General features: G+C 42.2%; 24 protein-coding genes. 19 read left to right on the top strand and 5 right to left on the bottom strand.

What is annotated here, in order from left to right; translation table 11 throughout:
- Positions 1 to 715 precede the first annotated feature (715 nt).
- The 17 genes from acnD to FTV30_RS10160 all read left to right on the top strand — a co-directional run bounded on the left by acnD (position 716) and on the right by FTV30_RS10160 (position 14287).
- Positions 716 to 3334 carry a Fe/S-dependent 2-methylisocitrate dehydratase AcnD gene (gene acnD, locus FTV30_RS10240; RefSeq protein WP_180001540.1) on the top strand — a complete coding sequence of 873 codons (2619 nt, stop codon included), beginning with the start codon at positions 716 to 718 and terminating at the stop codon, positions 3332 to 3334.
- Between the two features lie 155 nt (positions 3335 to 3489).
- On the top strand, positions 3490 to 4149 hold the full coding sequence (locus tag FTV30_RS10235; protein ID WP_180001539.1) for a hypothetical protein: 660 nt from the start codon (positions 3490 to 3492) through the stop codon (positions 4147 to 4149).
- Positions 4146 to 4865: a bifunctional 2-polyprenyl-6-hydroxyphenol methylase/3-demethylubiquinol 3-O-methyltransferase UbiG gene (locus FTV30_RS10230; RefSeq protein ID WP_180001538.1), complete on the top strand. Its 720-nt coding sequence runs from the start codon at positions 4146 to 4148 to the stop codon at positions 4863 to 4865. The genes FTV30_RS10235 and FTV30_RS10230 overlap by 4 nt, the downstream gene beginning before the upstream one ends.
- Before the next feature lie 115 nt (positions 4866 to 4980).
- Positions 4981 to 5124 carry a zinc ribbon-containing protein gene (locus FTV30_RS10225; protein ID WP_180001537.1) on the top strand — a complete coding sequence of 48 codons (144 nt, stop codon included), beginning with the start codon at positions 4981 to 4983 and terminating at the stop codon, positions 5122 to 5124.
- A gap of 164 nt (positions 5125 to 5288) precedes the next feature.
- Positions 5289 to 5510: a hypothetical protein gene (locus FTV30_RS10220; RefSeq protein ID WP_005104128.1), complete on the top strand. Its 222-nt coding sequence runs from the start codon at positions 5289 to 5291 to the stop codon at positions 5508 to 5510.
- A gap of 113 nt (positions 5511 to 5623) precedes the next feature.
- Positions 5624 to 5887 carry a hypothetical protein gene (locus tag FTV30_RS10215; protein ID WP_005169554.1) on the top strand — a complete coding sequence of 88 codons (264 nt, stop codon included), beginning with the start codon at positions 5624 to 5626 and terminating at the stop codon, positions 5885 to 5887.
- A 531-nt stretch (positions 5888 to 6418) separates the two neighbouring features.
- Positions 6419 to 6667 (top strand): DUF6868 family protein, encoded by a 249-nt coding sequence (locus FTV30_RS10210; RefSeq protein ID WP_005097975.1) that lies wholly within the window; start codon positions 6419 to 6421, stop codon positions 6665 to 6667.
- Positions 6668 to 6764: 97 nt separating this feature from the next.
- Entirely contained in the window at positions 6765 to 7478 is a 714-nt protein-coding gene (locus tag FTV30_RS10205) for an SIMPL domain-containing protein (protein WP_180001536.1), read from the top strand.
- A gap of 83 nt (positions 7479 to 7561) precedes the next feature.
- On the top strand, positions 7562 to 8227 hold the full coding sequence (locus FTV30_RS10200; RefSeq protein WP_005169561.1) for a pseudouridine synthase: 666 nt from the start codon (positions 7562 to 7564) through the stop codon (positions 8225 to 8227).
- Positions 8228 to 8813: 586 nt separating this feature from the next.
- Positions 8814 to 9746 carry a DUF4041 domain-containing protein gene (locus FTV30_RS10195; protein WP_180001535.1) on the top strand — a complete coding sequence of 311 codons (933 nt, stop codon included), beginning with the start codon at positions 8814 to 8816 and terminating at the stop codon, positions 9744 to 9746.
- 259 nt (positions 9747 to 10005) lie between these two features.
- The gene (locus FTV30_RS10190) at positions 10006 to 10395 is read left to right on the top strand and encodes a ribonuclease E inhibitor RraB (protein WP_005097967.1); all 390 of its coding nucleotides are present in this window, start codon (positions 10006 to 10008) and stop codon (positions 10393 to 10395) included.
- A gap of 234 nt (positions 10396 to 10629) precedes the next feature.
- The gene (locus tag FTV30_RS10185; RefSeq protein ID WP_180001534.1) at positions 10630 to 11076 is read left to right on the top strand and encodes an SRPBCC domain-containing protein; all 447 of its coding nucleotides are present in this window, start codon (positions 10630 to 10632) and stop codon (positions 11074 to 11076) included.
- Positions 11077 to 11198: 122 nt separating this feature from the next.
- The gene (locus FTV30_RS10180; protein ID WP_005097964.1) at positions 11199 to 11537 is read left to right on the top strand and encodes a zinc ribbon domain-containing protein YjdM; all 339 of its coding nucleotides are present in this window, start codon (positions 11199 to 11201) and stop codon (positions 11535 to 11537) included.
- Between the two features lie 120 nt (positions 11538 to 11657).
- Positions 11658 to 12023: a 5-carboxymethyl-2-hydroxymuconate Delta-isomerase gene (locus FTV30_RS10175; RefSeq protein ID WP_005169568.1), complete on the top strand. Its 366-nt coding sequence runs from the start codon at positions 11658 to 11660 to the stop codon at positions 12021 to 12023.
- 486 nt (positions 12024 to 12509) lie between these two features.
- Entirely contained in the window at positions 12510 to 12950 is a 441-nt protein-coding gene (locus FTV30_RS10170; protein ID WP_180001533.1) for a nuclear transport factor 2 family protein, read from the top strand.
- A 50-nt stretch (positions 12951 to 13000) separates the two neighbouring features.
- Positions 13001 to 13201 (top strand): hypothetical protein, encoded by a 201-nt coding sequence (locus FTV30_RS10165; protein WP_244881220.1) that lies wholly within the window; start codon positions 13001 to 13003, stop codon positions 13199 to 13201.
- A gap of 30 nt (positions 13202 to 13231) precedes the next feature.
- Complete coding sequence (locus tag FTV30_RS10160) at positions 13232 to 14287, top strand: DUF1176 domain-containing protein (RefSeq protein WP_180001532.1); 1056 nt, start codon at positions 13232 to 13234, stop codon at positions 14285 to 14287.
- Positions 14288 to 14362: 75 nt separating this feature from the next.
- On the opposite strand, the gene FTV30_RS10155 is transcribed toward FTV30_RS10160, so the two are convergent.
- A complete protein-coding gene (locus FTV30_RS10155; protein WP_100355901.1) occupies positions 14363 to 15130 on the bottom strand; it encodes a hydroxymethylpyrimidine/phosphomethylpyrimidine kinase in 768 nt (255 codons plus the stop codon).
- A 98-nt stretch (positions 15131 to 15228) separates the two neighbouring features.
- Here FTV30_RS10155 and FTV30_RS10150 point away from each other — a divergent pair, with 98 nt between their 5' ends.
- Positions 15229 to 15876 carry an HAD-IA family hydrolase gene (locus tag FTV30_RS10150; protein WP_100329157.1) on the top strand — a complete coding sequence of 216 codons (648 nt, stop codon included), beginning with the start codon at positions 15229 to 15231 and terminating at the stop codon, positions 15874 to 15876.
- A gap of 122 nt (positions 15877 to 15998) precedes the next feature.
- On the opposite strand, the gene FTV30_RS10145 is transcribed toward FTV30_RS10150, so the two are convergent.
- Together FTV30_RS10145 and FTV30_RS10140 are read right to left on the bottom strand one after the other, a co-directional pair.
- Positions 15999 to 16514, bottom strand: a complete 516-nt coding sequence (locus FTV30_RS10145) for a hypothetical protein (RefSeq protein ID WP_074383469.1) — start codon at positions 16512 to 16514, stop codon at positions 15999 to 16001.
- A 24-nt stretch (positions 16515 to 16538) separates the two neighbouring features.
- Positions 16539 to 17147 (bottom strand): DUF805 domain-containing protein, encoded by a 609-nt coding sequence (locus FTV30_RS10140; RefSeq protein WP_074383468.1) that lies wholly within the window; start codon positions 17145 to 17147, stop codon positions 16539 to 16541.
- A 451-nt stretch (positions 17148 to 17598) separates the two neighbouring features.
- On the opposite strand from FTV30_RS10140, the gene FTV30_RS10135 reads away from it, so the two are divergent.
- On the top strand, positions 17599 to 19710 hold the full coding sequence (locus FTV30_RS10135) for a TonB-dependent receptor (RefSeq protein WP_180001541.1): 2112 nt from the start codon (positions 17599 to 17601) through the stop codon (positions 19708 to 19710).
- A 114-nt stretch (positions 19711 to 19824) separates the two neighbouring features.
- On the opposite strand, the gene FTV30_RS10130 is transcribed toward FTV30_RS10135, so the two are convergent.
- Both FTV30_RS10130 and FTV30_RS16505 read right to left on the bottom strand, forming a co-directional pair.
- Positions 19825 to 21108 (bottom strand): ribonucleotide-diphosphate reductase subunit beta, encoded by a 1284-nt coding sequence (locus tag FTV30_RS10130; RefSeq protein WP_005169603.1) that lies wholly within the window; start codon positions 21106 to 21108, stop codon positions 19825 to 19827.
- Positions 21109 to 21248: 140 nt separating this feature from the next.
- Positions 21249 to 21377 (bottom strand): hypothetical protein, encoded by a 129-nt coding sequence (locus FTV30_RS16505; RefSeq protein WP_005169615.1) that lies wholly within the window; start codon positions 21375 to 21377, stop codon positions 21249 to 21251.
- Positions 21378 to 21475 lie beyond the last annotated feature (98 nt).

The following is a 21475-nucleotide window of genomic DNA, read 5'->3' as shown; positions in this document are numbered from 1 at the left end:
TCATGAGAAAGCCCATATAAATGGGTAATGTACAAGTTGCTGTAGAAGCATGTTTAATTCGTCTGATCACAGATACTTTATAAAGTATTTTAATACTTTTTTGAATCCGTCAATGCGTAAGTCCTAACATATTAAAATAGTTGTAAAATTTGTAAGAAAGTCTTACGAAAATTATGGAATTGAATCAGGACACAGCTTTTAAATGGTTCTATCGCTGAAATACGATGATTTTCGGAATTATTGTATAAGGATGTTTTGAAGATATGCTTAATATCCAGTTTTTATCAACAAGCCGCTTGCATATAAAGACCTAAATGTAAGAGAAGAGACTTATTTGGCTTTTAATAGTTGGCTTTTAATCGGTTATAGGGTCTATTCGCTGCTTAAAATACAGCTCATAAAAGTTGCATGAATATGAAATAAAGCCTGTTTATTGCGCCTATATGTTGATTATTTTTTATGCTGTTGTGAGTGTCTCATACTAAAGAATGAGATGAATTTTCTACGATTTTTCAAAAAAATAGAAGTTTAGAGCCAAAATTCTAAAGGCCAGATAACAAATTTATTAAAATAGACCGATTTCTATAATTAAACTATTGAAAATTATAAGATTTGGGAAATGGACTTTCGGCAGCGTACAATGCCTTGATTAAAAAACAAGTCATCAATAAATTTTGATGTGCAAAAAAGAGTAATAAACGAGGGCAGGCAAGCTATGAACAACAACTACCGTAAACCGCTGCAATCCACCCAGCTGGAATATTATGACGTGCGTCAGGCCGTAGAAGATATTCAGCCAGGCGCATATGCCAAACTTCCTTATACCTCCAAAGTGCTTGCTGAGCAGCTGGTTCGTCGTTGTGATCCTGCCATTTTAGAACAGTCTTTGCGACAGCTGATTGAGCGTAAACAGGAACATGATTTTCCATGGTATCCGGCACGTGTGGTCTGTCACGACATCTTGGGACAAACGGCTTTGGTCGATCTTGCCGGCTTACGTGATGCAATTGCAGAACAGGGCGGTGACCCGGCTAAAGTCAATCCAGTGGTACCGACCCAGCTGATTGTCGATCATTCATTGGCAGTGGAATTTGGTGGTTTTGATCCGGATGCTTTTGAGAAAAACCGCGCGATTGAAGACCGTCGTAATGAAGACCGTTTTCATTTTATTGAATGGACCAAAACCGCGTTTGAAAATGTCGATGTGATTCCTGCCGGTAATGGCATCATGCACCAGATCAACCTGGAGAAAATGTCTCCGGTGATTCAAAACCGTGACGGTCTGGCATTCCCGGACACCTGTGTCGGTACAGATTCACATACCCCACATACTGATGCGCTTGGCGTGATCTCGATTGGTGTGGGTGGTCTGGAAGCGGAAAACGTGATGCTGGGCCGTGCGTCTTGGATGCGTCTGCCTGACATCATTGGTGTGGAGTTTGTTGGTCAGCGTCAGCCGGGCATTACCGCAACGGATATTGTGTTGGCACTGACAGAATTCCTGCGTAAAGAACGTGTGGTCGGGGCATACTTAGAATTCTTCGGTGAAGGTGCCGACAGCATGTCAGTGGGTGATCGTGCCACGATTTCCAACATGACTCCGGAATACGGTGCAACCGCTGCGATGTTCTATATCGACCAGAATACGATTGATTATCTGACTTTGACCGGTCGTGAGCCTGAGCAAGTCAAACTGGTTGAAACTTATGCCAAAGAGATTGGTCTGTGGGCATCGGATATGACTCAGGCAGAATATCCACGTGTATTGCGTTTTGATCTTTCAACAGTAACCCGTAACATTGCTGGCCCATCCAATCCGCATGCTCGTGTCTCGACATCTGACTTAAAAGAAAAAGGCATTGCCGGTAATCTAGAGGCTGCACGTGCGCAAGAAGCTGAAGGTTTAATGCCAGATGGCGCGGTGATTATCGCGGCGATTACGTCTTGTACCAATACCTCAAACCCGCGAAATACCGTGGCGGCAGGTTTGCTGGCGCGTAAGGCCAATGAACTCGGTTTAGTCCGTAAGCCTTGGGTGAAATCTTCTTTTGCACCGGGTTCTAAAGCAGCAGCGTTATATCTTGAAGAAGCTGGCGTACTCAAAGATTTAGAAAAACTGGGTTTTGGGATCGTGGCTTATGCCTGCACCACTTGTAACGGCATGTCGGGCGCACTAGATCCAAAAATTCAGCAAGAAATTATTGACCGTGACCTGTATGCCACAGCGGTATTGTCGGGCAACCGTAATTTCGATGGCCGTATCCATCCTTATGCGAAGCAGGCTTTTCTGGCATCTCCACCACTGGTGGTGGCGTATGCGATTGCCGGTACGATTCGTTTTGATATCGAAACGGATTCACTTGGTAATGACAAAGATGGCAACCCGATTTATCTAAAAGACATCTGGCCATCGGATGAAGAAATTGATGCACTGGTGAAAGAAGCAGTGAAGCCGGAACAGTTCCGTCAAATCTATATTCCGATGTTTGACTTGGGTGTGAATGAAAAGGCAGCAAGCCCGCTATATGACTGGCGTCCGCAAAGTACCTATATCCGCCGTCCGCCGTATTGGGAAGGTGCTCTCGCTGCACCACGTACCTTAGCCAATATGCGTCCACTGGCGATCTTGGGTGATAACATCACCACCGATCATTTGTCACCATCCAATGCAATTGTACTCGACAGTGCTTCAGGCGAATACCTGAAAAAAATGGGCGTGCCTGAGGAAGACTTTAACTCTTATGCAACGCATCGTGGTGATCACCTGACTACGCAACGTGCAACTTTTGCCAACCCGAAACTGTTTAATGAAATGGTGGTGCGTTCAGACGGCAGCATCAAGCAGGGTTCGAAAGCACGTGTGGAGCCTGAAGGCGAAGTGATGCGGATGTGGGAAGCGATTGAAACCTACATGAACCGTAAACAGCCGTTGATCATTATTGCAGGTAAAGACTATGGTCAGGGTTCGAGTCGTGACTGGGCGGCGAAAGGTGTGCGTCTGGCGGGTGTAGAAGCGATTGTCGCAGAAGGTTTTGAGCGTATCCACCGTACCAACTTGGTCGGTATGGGGGTATTGCCGCTTGAGTTTAAGCCGGGTACGGATCGTAAGACTTTAGGTCTTGATGGTACGGAGCTGTATAGCGTGATTGGTAATATCGCGCCACGTTCGACTTTGACTTTGGTGATTGAGCGTTCAACCGATGATGGTAAGAACCAGATTATTGAAGTGCCTGTGACTTGCCGTCTGGATACTGAAGAAGAAGTGCATGTGTATGAAGCGGGTGGTGTATTGCAACGCTTTGCACAGGATTTCTTGGAAGGGAATGTGGCTTAATTTTTGTTAAATCCTCCCCAGCCCTCCTTTTTAAAGAGGGGAACTTCCTCCTTTTCTAAAGGTAAGAAGCATTGCTTCGCAAGGGTGGGTTAAAGTTGTTGATATTGTTTAAAAAAAACCCTACTGTGAAGTGGGGTTTTTATTTGGAATAGAAAGTGCAATCAATTATTAAAATGACATTATACTTTTTCTTAGGAATTACGGTTTTTACTGCTTTATTAGCTATAAGCGGCATTATATATACGTGGACAACAATATATTCGGATGAAAATCAGGTTGTACAGTTTTTTAATTTACCGTATTTAAAAGAATTGGTAACACTGTGTTTAGTTGAAATAATAGGAATTAGCATACTATTTGTGAAAAAAGGTTTTAAATATATTCCACAAATTAAAAATAATTCTAAGGTAGATGAAACTTTAGCATTTATGCAAGAGTTTGTAGGAATGGGGACGAGTGCAACAATCGTTAGCAATAGGGTTTCGTGGCTTATCAAAAATGAAAATTTATTAAAAATATTAAATCAAAAAATAGAAGACGGAATTAAGCTTGAAATTATTACACCAACTGAGGTGAGTCATCAGATTAAGTCAAGTCTAGTAGGTGCAATATTTATTGTTACTAATGAAAAATTACCGCCAGAAGCAAGATTCACTCTTATAAATGGTGATAGAACAGGGTGCGAAAAACTAGCTATTGCTAAAGGAGTTCATCCCGAACATGAAATTACTATTTTTGACCATAATTCCGGACCACAAATTATAGCTATGGCAAAGGATATTATTTTTAAATCTAAAGAGTTAGCAAGAAAATGAGTTGGTGTGAGTTAAGTACAATCAGAAAAGTCCAAATTGAAAGCAATAAAGACATAACTTTTTCAAAAGTATTTGTGCCTAAATACCTGGAAAAATTATCTAACTACAGTGGGAAAAAAATTATTGAAATTGGATGTGGTACAGGACATTTAGCAAAAGAATTAATAAGCTCAATAGAGTTTGAAAATTATATTGCTTTAGAACCATCGTTAGGGATGTATGAAAAAGCTAAAGATATGTTAAATGATTGTAAATATCTAGAATTAAAGAATTTTTCTATAGGGAATTTAAAAGGTGAGATTAAGGTTGATATTATTCTAGCTCATTTAGTTTTTCATGTAGTTGAAGACATTGAGACTTTGTTAAAAGATAGTTTTGAAAGGCTACAACCTAATGCCAAGCTTTTAATTTCATTGCCTCATCCATGTTTTTATAATGATTATAAAAATATCTTTAACGAAGATGAGTATTCTTATAATGATGAAATTAAAACTAATACTCTTTTTAAAATTTCCCAAGATAATGCAAATGATGTAAAAGTTCCGTATATTCACAGACCAATTAGCTACTATATTAATAGGTTTTCTAAGTCAGGCTTCAAAATACTTGAGCTTGAAGAAATTTTTCCAGAAAAATCAATTCAAGTCTTATATCCAGAGCTGTGGCAGACACCTAGATATTGTATTTTTTACTTAGAAAAGATAATGAATAATTGAGTGGAGAAAACATACTTCGCCTAAACGCCCACATCACTCGTCGAAATGACCAATAGACATTCATCATAAGAGGGTTATACTAGATCTACCATTTCTAAAACTATGGAGAACAAAGATGGTTACTGCTGGCGAAAAACCCGGAACAGGCTTCTATTTTTGTATTCAATGCGGACACCGCACCTACTTAGAAATTGGTACTGATCGTTTACCACCGTGTACCAAATGCCAAGGCAATCAATTTAACAATAAGAATGCCTAAGCAAAACAATTCAAACAGTTACCCTCTGTTTTGAACGAAAGCCCTATTACTCGATAGGGCTTTTTGCTATCTAAACTTCGCTATTTATGATTTAGATTTGATTGAAAATTAACCAATAAAACCCCATATAAAAGCCTAGATTCACAGTGTTTAGGGCAGCTCAATTGCAACATTATCTTGATCTTAATCATGACTCGGGTGTTGCCAATTACGAGATTGGTAACGAGTTTATTCGGGTTCAATTTAAGAAAACCTCGAAAGTTTATACTTATAGCTATAGCAGTGCCGGTTATCAACATGTCGAAAACATGAAACAGCTCGCCCGATATGGCGATGGGCTAAATGCCTATATTAACCAGCATACCCGTCAGCTCTTTGTACACTAAAATTGGTCTGCTTCTTGCTTCAATCCAAGTCTGAGACGGCAAATATTTAATAACAGCTAAATATCTGCCTTGAAATAGTGCATGTGCACATATTGGAAAGAGGGCAAGTGCATATGGAAATCAGAGACTACGCACCAGAATCAGGCAAATTAAGCAAAAAAGCCCATTTTTATTCTGCATGGCCATTAATTCTGATCCTGTTTGGGGGCGCGATTGGCTTGCTCTACGGCGTGATGGCATATTTGGTAAATCTGAAAATCTATAATTCTCAACTGACGAGACTCAATAAGGTTCTGGCTAATCTGCTCTGCGGGATGTCGGCGATCAGTATCTGGTGGTTTAGCGCACAATGGATTCAGGCTGCTTTGTTTCAATAAATAGTCATCATGTCTTGAAGATAAATTGCAATAAAGGCCATTTTTATAGAATAAAAAAGCGTAAAAAATGAAGAATGAAATTTATTTCCCTAAATTTAGTTTAATAATGAAATAAATTTTCAAAAAATCTAAAAATTAAAAAAACATAGGAAATTAATCCCGTTCATTTTTGCCTAATATAGCTTTCAAGGGTGTGATGGGATCGGAAAGAGTAGCATGCTGTGAGCGGCGCAAAACGCGAGTGCAGTACGAACCCAAAAGGTCTCGATCCGGCTTAGGACGCTATAGACCACAAGTTTATAGGCTATAAGATCAAGTCTTATAAAGATTGATAGTTGAAGTAAACCATTAGACGTTTTCCCAACACCCTAAAAAATTCTCCAGCAGTGCAAATATGATAAATCATTAAAATAACAATAAATCAAAAGCTTAAACCAAGATTCAATTCAAGCATGATACAAATCAGTTCTCATTTTCCCAGATCAAATCTGTTATTTTTAAAGCATCAGCTGCGCCCAGTGGGGAATTATGATGAATCTCGATATTTGGTGTCGTTTTCTGCTATTTTCCTTAGTCATCAATTACACTATTCTCATGCTCTGGTTCACGGTTTTTGTATTTGCCCGAAACTGGATGAAACAATTGCATGGAAAATGGTTCCGGCTATCTGAAGCCAGCTTCGATGTGATTCATTATTCAGGTATGGCGTTGTATAAAATTGGGATTTTGCTGTTTAACTTGGCGCCTTTAATTGCAATCTATTTAATCAAGCAAAGTTAAGCGCTATGCTGAACTGAATATTTCAATGACAGAAAAATAGCTTCGGATCAGTAGGGTATATAAAAACTAAAACAGGATTTTAAAGGAGTTGAAACAGATGAATCGATTTAAACCGGCACTAATCTTGGGTGTCCTGATTGCTTTGGGGATGATAATTTCAGGATGGATTCTGGGCAATAGCGCCTTAAAAATCAAACAGTATGAACGTATTGTGTCGGTCAAAGGTTTGTCGGAACGCGAAGTCAAAGCTGATGTAGCAGTCTGGCCGATCCGTTTTAACGCAGGCAGTCAGGATCTGGCCCAGTTGTACGATACCATGCAAAACAATACCCAGGAAATTCAGACCTTTCTAAAAAATGAAGGTTTTAGTGCCGAAGAGATCACCAGTGCTTCACCGAGTATTACCGATAAATACGCTCAGCAATACGGCGGTGATGCCAATGTCGCACTGCGCTATACTGCCAGTCAGACCATTACCGTCTATACCCACAACATCGATGCAGTACGCAAGGCACAAAGCCGTCTGATGGCTTTGGGTCGAAAAGGCATTGCCTTTGCTGGAGATGATTCCGGACAAAGAACCGAATATTTATTTACCAAGCTGAATGACATTAAGCCGGCGATGATTGAACAAGCCACCGAAAATGCCCGCAGTGTGGCAGAAAAATTTGCCGCAGATTCAAAAAGCAGTCTGGGGAAAATCAAGTCCGCCAATCAGGGCATGTTTAGTATCGAAGATCGCGACAGCAATACCCCCTATTTGAAAAAAGTCCGTGTAGTTTCGACGGTGGATTATTATCTGGCAGATTAATTTATCTGGCTATGCGCGGTGATTGACAGGTTAAATACAGCTTGTTATTTTGCGCGCATTGTTCCAGATGCTGTATTCCTAAAATGCCCATCAACCCCGACTTTGTCTATTGCCCACCGCAAGAACCGTTGCATATTGTTTATGAAGATGATGATCTGGTGGTGATTGAAAAGCCGGCCGGATTATTGTCGGTTCCCGGGCGTTTAGCTGAACATCATGACAGTGCTTATTTGCGGGTTCTGGACCAGTATCCGCAGGCTAAAATCACCCATCGTCTGGATATGGCCACTTCAGGTATTTTGATGTTTGCCAAACACCGTGATGCAGAAGTGGCGGTGAGTAAAATGTTTCAGGCACGTACCGTGCATAAAAATTATGTCGCACTGGTACAAGGCAAACTTGAAGGTCAGGGCAGCGTCGAAGTGCCTTTGATGACCGACTGGGAAAACCGTCCGCGTCAGATGGTGCATTATGAACTGGGCAAAACTGCCAAAACCTTATATCAGGCAATAGAATATTTGCCCCAGCAAGACATTAGTCGGGTTTTACTCACGCCCATCACAGGCCGTTCTCATCAGTTGCGAGTACATATGCTGTATCTGGGTCATCCCATTACTGGCGATAAAATCTATCATCCAGAACCACAGCGCAGTCCTTTAAATCGTATGGCTTTGCATGCCAATTATCTGGCTTTTAGCCAGCCGCTGAGTGGTGTTCCGGTTGAGATTGAAGTCGTAGTTCCGTTTTGATGTGGATTATAAAAACGATGGTATCCGGTCAAATTAGTTCTATTTTTACAGTCATTCAAAATGGTATTTGCCATTTAAAATCGGCTACCTGAATTAAAAATTGTGAGAATTTATTTCAGTCAATGCTCTGAAAATTAATGGTTTTTCATGTTTTTTATTTGAAATCTAATACTTATGCATTGCCCAATCTTCTGTCGATGTAGAACATACCGGTGAATGCTGGCTGCATATCTTGATGATGAGCCTAGAGAATTTTTATTCTTTTATCTCCTGCTATAGGCCTGATACCTTTGTTTTTATGATTTTTTTAATTTTCCTTTCATTATTTTTAAACTTTCAAATTATATCCTTTGATATAAAAAACATCGTAAATTGTTTCAGAATGGATTTGACTTGAGCCGGAAATCACTCTGTCATACATGACTTGCCCATAAAAATTTTGTAGAAAAATAAAATGAATGAATAACTTAGTGCTGATCAATGGCTTTGATTATCTGGTCAAAGTGATGCAAAATTAACCAGTACTTTATAATAAATTTTTAATTTGATGTTTTAGGGCAATGCCCGGGGGTTAAAGGACAGAACAATGCTCAGTATGGCTTTTTTCGTTCTCGCGAGTATTTTATTATGTGCCTTGCTCTGGAGCTTGAAGATCCAGGCTTCATTACGCAGCAATATCCGGTTTTTACAGGAAAATCTGGATCATTCACGCAGCAGACTGGCAGATTATGACGCTCAAGTCGATGAACTGAATTATGACGTGACCCAACTGCGGGTACAGCATGGCAGTTTAACGACTACGCTGAATAAATATAAAAAATATCAGGATATCTATGATATCGAACAATATATTATCAACCGGACTTTGCAGGCCGAAAATTTTGTTGAAGTGACCAAACTGGATGCTTCGATCATGATTGATGATCTCAAGGCTTATATTGAAAGCGTGAAAGACTATCTCGCCCAGTTTCAAGCGAAAGCCTTAGTCGAAGTTGAACAGCAGGCCAGAAAAAGTTTAGCGGGTTATTATCAACAGGCCAAGCAACAGCAGCACTTAGAGGACGTAGTGAATGCCCTGGAACATAAAATCCAGGCCAAGCATTACGGTTTATGTCTGCCAGTACCGCAACTTTTACAACAGCTGATCGCAGGATATAGTGAAACGGATGCGGCTCGGCATCTGCTCGATGTACGTGAAAAAATTCAGCAGGCCATAGCAACACAGCAGATCGCCAGTTGTAATTATATCGATGACGGCCGCCGTAGAAGTATCATTGAAATCTTTAGTTTGGCCTTTAATAGCAAGGCAGATTTATATCTTGCTCAATTAAACAGAGAAAATTTGGGACAGATGTTGCAAGCCTTAAGGGATGATTATGTCCTGCTGAATTATACCGGACAGCAACTGAGTCAGGCCACGATTCAGTCATCCTATCTGGATTTACGTTTAGAGGAATTAAAGTTTGCTGCGCTGGTTGTGCACATGAAACAAGAAGGCCGGCATCCAGAGACCGTATAGTTTTGATATGCATCAAAAGTACTCAGTCTTGATGGTAGCTGATAACGAATAGGGTTTTAGCGAAAGACCGATATTCCCGGACGTGATAGGCTATAAATATTTAAGAAATACCCATTTGACAGATAATTTTTATATTTATAAAAATCATATGTTTATTTATGGTTAAAAGATAATATTTTTTGTCCGGATCTCGATAATTGTCTAAAAATCAGCTAATCTTAGATGCAGAATAAAACAGCATCATAATAAGGATACTTCTATGTCACGTGATTACAATCAATTCCCTGACGATGAAAATGGCAATGTACTGTGGCAAATGCATCAGGATGGCGACGACCTGCAAGAAGCACATGAAATCGAATTTTCGCTGGTGTTTAGTGATGAAGAGCAGGCAGATCGTTGTGCCTTGTATCTCTTAAAGGAAGAACAAAAAATCAGTCTGTTTCAGGATGAAGAAAGCGCGACCCTGGAATGGATTATCACGATTTATGTCTATATGGAACCAACCTACGAGGATATTGTGGATCTGGAACAGTGGTTCAGCAAAATCGCTGCAGAATTTCAGGGTGAATATGATGGTTGGGGCTGCATGGCCTATGTCTATGATGATGAGCTGGATGAAGAAGAAAGCAGTCTGCGTAATAGCTGATTGTGCCTGTATTTAAATAAAAAAACCCCGGTGCTGCCGGGTTTTTTTATCCTTTATATTTAGTTATATCGGAATGTCAGGGCTTTAATACAGATACATAGTCATTATATATACCAAATTGAGGATTGCGTAAAATCAGTTCTATGGACGCTCAGCTTGGTCTGGTCAGTCTATACAAGAGAAGGGCAATATCCCTCAATAAAAATATATAATAACAATAAGGGACAAGACAAAATGGGTTACACTCTAAAAATGCATCGAGTGTTTAGTGCACCTCCGGAGCGGGTGTATCGTGCTTTTGTTCATCCGGATGCCCTGGCAAAATGGTTGGCACCACATGGTTTTATTGCCAAGGTAGAACATGCGGAAGTCAAACCCGGCGGCAGCTATAAAACCACCTTTACCAATTTTTCCACCGGTACCCAGCACCATTTTCATGGGATTTATCATGAGGTGATTCCCAATCAGTTACTGCGTTATACCGATCAGTTTTCGACGCCAGATCTGCAAGGTGAAATAGAAGTCACTGTGATCTTTGAAAAGGTTTCAGTCGGTACAGGCCTGCATATTATTCAGGTCGGCTATCCCGATTTAGTGCCGCCTGCGGTATGTCACTTAAGTTGGCAGGAATCATTCCAGCTACTTTCCTTGCTGGTGAATCCGCATATCCCGGATAATTAATGCTTGATGATTATGAGCTGGCCTTCAACGAAACTCCTGTTCAAAAGCGCATCTCTGCAAAGATGCTATACTGTGATCTTATTTGTTTCATTTATTTAATTTTTCTCTTTTTCGAGGTTCTTATGGGTCTGCCAAACTGTCCAAAATGCCAATCTGAATATACCTATGCAGATGGCGATCTACTGATCTGCCCTGAATGTGCACATGAGTGGAAAGAAGGCGAAATTACTGAAGAACAAGTGATCATTAAGGATGCTCATGGCAATGTGCTGGCGGACGGCGATAGCGTGACAGTGATTAAAGACCTGAAAATCAAAGGTTCATCTTCAGTGGTGAAAGTGGGTACCAAAGTCAAAAGTATCCGCCTATTGCCGGATGCTGCCGATGGTCATGATATCGATTGTAAAATCGAGGGAATGGGCCCGATGAAGCTAAAATCTGAATATGTAAAGAAAGCTTAAATCTGGCATCAGACTAGAATTTTAGCAATGAGACGGTGGATAAATCGTCTCATTGCTAAAATTCAGCGTTTATTTTTTATGTAGTCCCAATCCTCACGTTTTTGATCCGAGATCACTCGTATGCCACATCTGCATCTGGAATATTCTGACAATCTTCAACATCTGCTCCAGACTCAGCCGCTCTTGCTGGCCATGCATCAGGCATTGTTCAATGCCGGCTATGTCACCGATCCCGATGATTTAAAAAGTCGTGCAATTATGCAGCAGGATTATGTCATTGGACTGAGTCCACGGACAGATCAGGCTTATGCACATGCCAAAGTCTCACTATTGAGTGGACGTAGTGTCGAAGTGCGTCAGGCGATTTCTGCATTGGTGCTTGAGGTGATGCAGCAATCTATTGCTCCACAGCCCGAATTAAAAATTCAGCTCTGTGTCGAAATTATTGAAATGCCAAAGCAGACCTATAGCAAAGCCACGATTTAAATCCTGGCTTTTAGCTGTGTGGCATCGCGACAGCTTAAGCATTGTATTAAAAGCATCTACCAGTGCTCAGTCTAAAATAAATCAGACGACCGAACATGAATACTATTCCTAAATTCATTTCATCTTATTAAAATATAAACATATTTTTTTATAAATGACATTTTTGGTCATTTACAATAATACCGCAGAAGTCTTAAAGTGGGTTCAGATAACTCTCTATTCCTGATTTAAATAAAAATAAAGATTGATAGGGCTGTAATGTGGCATGTCTATGCAGATTGCATGAAGTTTTGGACTTAACTTAAAGATTGAAATCAAAATAATGTTTTAAATAATATTCAGATGAATTGCAGTGAATAACACAAAGGGGATAGCCAAGCAATTATAGTGCTTGAGCATAATCAAAATAAGAAAAGCAAAAGACCAGAAATTGGGGACAATTTTAATTCCGATTTCAGGTCTGAATACCTGATTGAGGGGGACTTTATGCAGGTTTTTGGGGATGAACAACTGAGTCAGGAAGTCGTGGCATTTCTTCAGCAATGGGACCATGCCATATGCAGTCTGGAGATCCAGGATATTATTCAATTATGCCGACCGGAGATTCGTCTGGTCGATGTCAGTACTGAAATAAAAGGCATAGATGCCTATCAGGCGCTCTGGCTGCAATATCGGCCTTTTATACCTGAAGGAATCCGGATAGAGCGTCAAGATATCAATATTCATGTGAGCACTGATTTAGCCTTGGTCGATGGCTATGTTCGGGTGAATTATGCGGTAATTGAGCCGATTTTCCAGTTGGGCTGGTGCCGGGTCAGTATGTGTCTCAGCAAGCAGCAGGGACGATGGCAATTGTTGCATCAACATACCTCAGTACCGGTACAACTCGAAACCCGTAAGATGCGCAGGATCAAAAGCGTCAGTTAAGTCATAAGCTCAAAAAATTAAGTGCAATATCTTGGTAAATGATTACAGGCATGCTTTATCAGGACACCATTCAGCAAAAACTGAATATACTCAAAGACTATCGTCAGGGAGCCGGGATGTGGGACGGTGCAATTCAGACCTTTGACAGGCTAGAAAATTCGATCGATACCCCGAAGCAGGAAGCGAGGAATCCAAATGTGCAGAATGTCAAAGTGGTCGGCTGGAACCTTCCAGTGAGGAAGCCGCACTAGGCTGGCCGAATACAATTTAAGGACTAAATAATGAAACAACAATGGATAGACAGCATCAAAACAATGAGTGTCGCATTTGGTCTGGCCAGTATCAGCTCATTAAGTCTTGCTGCCATTCAGGGGCTGCATTTTTCACATAAAGATTGGGAAATGGCCTGCGACAATACCGGTACCTGCCGCGCTTCTGGTTATCAGTCGGATCAGGAGATTAATCGACCAGTTTCAGTTTTATTGATGCGCGCAGCAGAAACGACCAGTGCGGTACAAGCAAAAGTCCAAATTTTACCCCTGCAAGCTGCAACATCGACAGCTCAGCTTCAGTTACAAATCGCGGGCAAGCCCTATGGTGTTATTCGTTTAGATCAGCAAGGGATAGGTCAACTGAGTCGTGCACAAACACAAGCCTTATTAAAAGCAGTTCAAGGCACGGATCCAGTGATATTTAAGAATGCACAATCACGCTGGACTTTGTCGACAGCCGGAGCCAGTGCCGTTTTGCTGAAGATGGATGAATTTCAGCGCCGCCTCTCTACGCCCTCAGCCTTGATCAAGCCTGGAAAAAAATCCAGTCAAGCGGTACTCAACGCCGCAACGATCCCGCAAATTGTGATACCCAAATATCAGTCAGGCAAGATCACTCAAGCGAAACTGAATACGGCAGCCAGTCAGCAGATGATTCGAAAACTGAAAGCCACCACCAACGAGGATCAATGTGATTTGCTGTTTAGCCAGCGTTTTCTAGATGATGACGTCATGACGATTTATCCCATTAATGCCCAAAATCAGTTGGTTCAGATTCCATGCTGGCGCGGGGCTTATAATATGGGTAGTGGCTTCTGGCTAATGGACCAAAACAAGCAACTGAAACAGCTGGTGACGACTTCGGGAGAAACCTTTAGCCAAGGCCAGATATTTTCCGGGCATAAAGTACGTGGTTTGGGCGATTGTCTGAGTCAGGACGAATGGGCCTGGAATGGCAAGAAATTTGTCAAAAGCTTCAGTAGTCTGACCGTACAATGCAAAGGCTTTGCCGGCGGTGCCTGGAATTTGCCGACCTATGTAAGCAAAGTCATTCCCCTTAAATAGTCATATCCTGCATAAAAATAAACGCTATAAAAAAGCCTGAATCATTCAGGCTTTTGAATTTAAAAAAATATCATCTTAAAAGCGTTTTGGAATTCTCTGACCATTCGGAACAGGGATGTCGGCAATTTTTAATACCCCAAACAACCAGGTTTCTGCATGCTGTACCGCCGTTTTGAGTTGATCACCCATGGCCAGACGCCCGGCGATAAAGCTGGCCAGTGAACAACCCGAACCATGATATTCACCCTCCAGACGTGGACAGCGGGTCTCATTAATCAACTTGCCCGCGATATACAGACTGTTCTGAATATAATCCGGCGTATCTTCATGACCGCCTTTAACCAGAACTGCTTGTGCACCCATATCAAATAGTTTTTGAGTGGCCAGCTGTAGGTCTTCTTCACCTGTTAAAGCACGCAGTTCAACCGTATTCGGAGTTAGAAGGGTAGCCAATGGAATTAGTTGGGTAAATGCTTTGACCAGTGTCGCCTGATTGCCCAATGAACCGCCACTATTTGCCACCAGAACCGGATCGAGTACATACAGATAGTCCGGATGTGCAGTCAAAAACTCCGCCAGTGCTGCGATATTCTCTGTGGTGCCTAACATGCCAGATTTAATACAGCGAATTGGCAGGTCATTCACCACGGCATTGGCCTGAGCCAGCAGCAGCTCTTTAGATGTCGCTTCAAAACCAAAAACCTGCTGTGAATTTTGAATGGTGAGGGCTGTGCAGGCAATTGCTGCATGTGCACCACTTTGACCAATGGCTTCAATATCTGCCTGAAGACCGGCTCCACCTGAAGGGTCTAAACCGGAAAAGCAAAGTACGGTAGGGCGCAAAATGATGTCCTTCATTCACTAAAATTACATTAGTATAGGCAAATTTGAATGAACTCTCGATATTAATTTATATCGGTGCTGATGAGAGGGGATGGGCTGTGATTAAGAATATTTTAATTGATCTGGATGGGACATTAACTGATCCTAAAGTGGGGATCACCACGTCTGCGCGTTACGGTCTGGAAAAGGTGGGTCATCCGATTAGCGATGAGATCAATATCGACTGGATTATCGGTCCTCCCTTAAAAGCCTCGCTGGCCAAACTTTTAAATATCGAGACCGATCATATTCTGGCTGAGCAGGCGTTGATGGCTTATCGCGAACGTTTTGCAGTGAAAGGCCTATATGAAAATCACGTTTTCGAGGGTGTGGCAGAAACGTTGGCAGAACTGAAACGCCGTGGTTATCGTTTGTTTGTCGCTACGGCAAAACCGACGGTTTATGCCAAACAGATTTTAGAGCATTTTGATCTGGCTCAGTATTTTACTGAAATTTATGGCAGCGAACTCAATGGTGACAGAACCAATAAAGGTGAGCTGATTCAGTATATTTTAGAACAGCAACATTTAAAGGCCGAAGGCTGCATCATGGTCGGTGACCGTGAATACGATATTTTTGGCGCACGTCATAATGGCATTGACTCGATTGCAGTGAGCTATGGCTATGGCAGTCAGCAAGAGTTAGCGCTGGCACAACCCAAATATCAAATAGACCACTTTGACCAGTTGCTCAATTATTTTAAGTGAAGATGAAACAGTCTTATGAACGGTCGTGATGGTTCTGAGGCAGAAAGCAGCTAGGTCATACTGAGCTGCTGAGATTAAAAAATCCCGCACAGTGCGGGATTTTTTAATTTGGGCTAAAAGAATTAAAGCGTCAAAAACCAGGTTGATGCCAACACCACCATAATAATGATCACCAGCAAAATTTTGATGATCGTCATCTGATGTTGGGGGGGGACTCGGTCTTTGGTCAAGGCATTTCCGGCATGGTCAAACAGGATGACATTTTGTGCCTTACTTTCATAACCCAGTTCCAGTAATGCCCGCTTTTCAAGTTCGGTTAAACCATCTTCAGGAACATCCATAATTTGCAGCAGCGCAATAGAACCAAATAGCATCTTCATGGCCGATGAGGGTAAAAGTTGCTTCAGTGTTCCTGAGGCGGCATCAAAGTCCGCAATAATGCTCCGAGGATGGGCATAAGGCACATCGGGTAGCAGGGTATGTATAATCGTGCCATCCATATTCATCAGCTGCATTTTATCTTTGTAGATTTGCACCCATACAGCATCTGGAAATTTCACTAATTGATCTTGCAGCATGGAGAAGGTCTGATTTTGTTGATATTTACTCATTAAATAAGCGATAAACAAATCCCGCATCAAGACGGGATTTGTAAGATTCAGTTATTTTGCTGGAGCACCATATTCATTATTTTGTTGCTTGGTTTCAGTTGCCCACCACCAGATCAGCACCAGAATACCAATCACGGTCAGCATCAGTAATTGCCACCAACCAGAGCGTCCTACATCATGCAAACGACGAGCGCCAACGGCCAGGCTTGGGACTAGAAGTGCCAGATTAAGCAGGCCATTGAGCAGTGGTTGAGTGCCTAAGACTTGATCAATGACCTCCGCAATAATGCCTAAAATTACACAAAACAGCATAAAGAACCAAAATTCTTTACGGCGTGCGCGGCCAGAAAAGTTTGCATAGTTGGTCAGACATTTTACAAACCAGTCAATGCTGCTGTAATTTTCCTCGGCCTGATCCAGATTGGAGTATTTACCCAGCTGACTGGAAATCTTTTCTCCCATATAAATAGAATTGCCTGAGGCCAGATACACCTCAGAGGCTTCACCTGTGCTGTTGCCAATAAAATCGACCCGATCGCCACGCGAAGGTGGACGCTCACTACGCCAGTCCGCGCCATTAAAGCTATAGCGCTGATTATCATCCCCCGAGATAAAACCGGTATTGTGTTGAATAGAAAAATCAAGGATTGAACCTTTCATGCTTGTTCTCGTCTATTAAGCTGGATTATTGTTTTAAAGTGATGCAATTTATTCGCCGAACCATTTTAGATTGATGCAGTCGCCAACATAAAGCCCGAAGCATCGGTTTTTGATGATTCATTTTTATTCAGATAACAGATTCTGGCAAAGTCTGCTAGAAATGCTGTTGATTTGTTTCATAAAGTCATCATTAGCTTTATAAAGCAATAGAATGTCAAAGAAACCATTTATGTTGGACAATATTGCATAAATTCAAAGAGCATTTTGATCCATGACTTCAATATTTAAACCACATTATTCAGCATTTTAAAATTAAAATTTCTGTATTGATTTTATAAAGATAACTCGAATCCACTGAACATAGACGATCCAGCTGACTGAATAGAATAAATAGATATGTTCCAGCCAGACCTATTTTTCTGAGTCATCATGTGATCAGGAAGCGAATATGATGCAGCATCGACTTCAACATCTGCCGATAAAAACCACCTTATCCGCTTTAATCGCCTGTATCAGCCAGACGCTATACGCACAGAATGCGGTGACAGAAGTACAAAAACTTGCGCCCATTATTGTGCAGGCGACCCGTACCGACCGGGAGCAGTTGACCACGCCTGCATCAGTGTATTATCTCAATCAAGAACAAAATCAGGGCATGAATGTGAACCTGTCGGAAACTTTAAAAGGCATTCCCGGTTTACAACTCAATAATCGGGAAAACTATGCACAAGACCTACAAATTTCGATATGTGGCTTTGGTGCGCGTTCCAGTTTTGGCGTGCGTGGGGTGCGTTTATATGTGGATGGAATTCCAGCCAGCATGCCGGATGGACAGGGGCAAAGCTCGAATATTGATTTAAATAGTCTGGATCATATCGAAGTATTGAGTGGTGCCTTTTCCTCACTGTATGGTAACTCTTCAGGCGGAACGATTTTAACCACCACGCGAGAGGGGCAAGGTGCTGACTCGATTGAGCTGGGGTATTCTGCCGGCAGTCAACATAAAGGCCAGACCAAGCTGGTTGTGCAAGGGGGTTCAGAACATGCCAATGAGCCGGGTTATATCATCAGCTCATCCTATTTTGATACTGGAGGTTTCCGGGAGCATAGCGGCGCGCATAAAGTTCTAAGCAATGCCAAGCTGACCTGGGAGCTGGATGATGGTTCTAAAATCAACTGGATCAATAACTATGTGAAAATTGCTGCCGATGACCCGGGTGGTTTAACTCGCGAACAGTGGCAGGCCAACCCGAAACAGGTCGCTGCGAATGTCCGTTTATATCATGCACGTAAAGATATCGAACAGTTGCAAACGGGTTTAACTTGGACTAAGCCGATCAATGATCAGCATGAACTCTATGGGATGGCCTATTGGGGACAGCGTGAAGTCACGCAATATCAGTCGATTCCCCGTACAGCACAAGCTGGAATCAATCATGCAGGTGGTGTAATTGACTTCGACCGGAATTTTTATGGTGCGGATCTGCGCTGGACGGGTAGGGAGATTGTTCCTGATCTTCAACTGATTGCAGGTCTCGCTGTGGATGCCATGAGTGAAGAACGCAAAGGCTATCAAAACTTTTTAGGTGATCGCTTGGGGGTTAAAGGCGAACTGCGCCGAGATGAAGACAATCGCTTGTGGAACCTTGATCCCTATCTGCAAGCCTCTTATGTATTCTTGCCAAACTGGACGCTTGATGCCGGCCTACGCTTTAGCAATGTACATTTTAAATCAGAAGATAAATTCCTTTCCAATGGCGATCACTCAGGCAAAACAGATTATCAGAAATTACTGCCTACTTCGGCCTTGAGCTGGCAAATTCGACCTGAATTAATGGCCTATGCCAGTTATGCGCAAGGTTTTGAAACGCCAACCTTTACCGAAATGTCCTATCCTGCAAATACTGCCGAAAACCGTAGCTTTAGTTTAAAGGCAGCAGAAAGTGAAACTTATGAAATTGGCTTAAAGTCCGCTAATCGCTTCGGTGACTTTACTGTAGCCGCTTTCCAGACCCAAACTGAAAATGACATTGTCTCTGCCGGTAGTGATGGTGGACGTTCAACCTTCCGTAATGCCGATAAAACCTTCAGAAAAGGGGTGGAACTTTCCTGGAACAAACAGCTGTGGCGTGACCTAACCACACAAGTCAGTTATAGCTATATTGATGCGACTTTTGATGCAGATATTCCTGCGATTGGGGCAATTGCTGCGATTGCAGAAGGGAACTATATTCCAGGGATTGCTAAAAATCAGGCATTTTTATGTCTGGGTTGGAAGCCTGATCAGGGGCTACAGGCAGGACTCGACCTTCGTTATAGCGACAAAATGTATGTGAATGATTTAAATTCTGATGCTGCTCCAAGTTATGTCGTGACTGCAGCGAATGTTGGTTATCACTGGAAAATGCAGGATTGGGCGGTGAATACTTTTGCACGTGTCGATAATGTGTTTGATACAGATTATTCAGGTTCAGTAATCGTGAATGAAAGCAATGGCCGTTTTTTTGAACCGGCAGAAGGGCGAAATTGGAGTGCGGGGTTGAGTGTGACGAAGGAGTTTTAATGCAAACAATGAAAAGAAGAGGATGAATGATCATTAAATTCAGTCGATAAAAAAACCGCCACGAATGGCGGTTTTTTTATTCATAATACTTTATATATTATGTGATATTTCCAATTACCAGCTTAACGCACCGCCAGTCTGATAGTCCGTAACACGTGTTTCGAAGAAATTCTTCTCTTTACGCAAGTCCATCATTTCTGACATCCACTGGAACGGGTTGTTCACACCAGCGAACTGTTCAGGCAAGCCTAACTGCGCCAGACGACGGTTAGCAATGAACTTCAGGTATTCTTCCATCATGCCAGCATTCATGCCAAGTACACCGCGTGGCATGGTGTCACGAGCATATTCGATTTCCAGCATCGTACCTTCAAGAATCATCTGGATGATTTCTTCCTGGAATTCAGTCGTCCATAGACCCGGATTTTCGATCTTGATCTGGTTGATCATGTCGATACCGAAGTTCAGGTGCATTGACTCATCACGCAGGATGTACTGGAATTGCTCGGCAACACCGTTCATCTTGTTGCGACGACCCATTGACAGGATCTGGCTGAAACCGCAGTAGAAGAAAATCCCTTCAAGTACACAGTAGAATGCGATCAGGTTGCGCAGCAGGATTTGATCATTTTCAGGTGTACCGGTTTTGAAAGTAGGATCACTTAAAGACTGGGTATATTTCAGACCCCACGCTGCTTTACGTGCCACTGACGGAACTTCGCGGTACATGTTGAAGACTTCGCCTTCATCCATACCGAGCGATTCGATACAATACTGGTAAGCGTGTGTATGAATCGCTTCTTCAAATGCCTGACGCAAGATGTATTGACGGCATTCAGGGTTGGTAATGTGACGGTAAATCGCCAATACCAAGTTGTTTGCAACCAGTGAATCGGCAGTCGAGAAAAAACCGAGTGAACGCATGACAATGGTACGTTCATCTTCAGTCAGGCCGTTTTCAGACTTCCAAAGTGCGATGTCATGGTTCATGTTGACTTCTTGTGGCATCCAGTGGTTGGCACAACCGTCTAGATATTTTTGCCAAGCCCATTCGTATTTGAACGGAACAAGCTGGTTCAAGTCGGCACGACAGTTGATCATCGCCTTGTCGTCAACCTGTACACGCTGTGCACCCATTTCAAGCTCTTCCAGACCTGGAGCAACATCAAGTTGTTCTAGGGAAGCAGATGCTCTTGCCAGCGAATCGGTTGGATTTGATCCTCGGTTTTGAGTGGCTCTAAGGGGTTGTGCAGTTGCCACATCCGGCGATGCGTTGCCTGCATCAGATACCATCTGTGAATTAGTCGCTTTTTGCGGCTCGACGGGCGCAGGCTGCTGTTCAGGAGCAGCCGGTTTTTGCGAATCATCTTCGAAATCGTCCCAACTTAGGATAGACATATCAATTCTCTCTACGTTGCTTTATATCTTTTATGAGACATTCAGCTTGGCTGAGATGTCTTACTATACGCTTAATTTGTGTAAGCAAAATTAAGTTTTGTCGATGAATGCTGTGAATTTATACAGCAGCACTATCCTCACTACTTATTTTGCTTACGCTGCTGGCGTAGTTTGAACCAGAAATAAGCAAGTGGTGCGTAAAAGGTAATAGCAAAGGAGATCAGCAATGCCGCAAGTCCTAACATGTAGTTATGAGTCATATGAGGCATTGAGGTTTCCTTTGTTTGTTATTTTAATCTCCCTAAATCCCTCTTTTAAAAAGAGGGACTTTCACATGTCAGATGACTGAGCTGTGATCCCCCTCCTT

The sequence above is a fragment of the Acinetobacter sp. YH12255 genome, assembly GCF_013417355.1.
GTDB lineage: Bacteria > Pseudomonadota > Gammaproteobacteria > Pseudomonadales > Moraxellaceae > Acinetobacter > Acinetobacter pseudolwoffii.
This window is presented reverse-complemented; position numbering and strand designations above follow the sequence as displayed.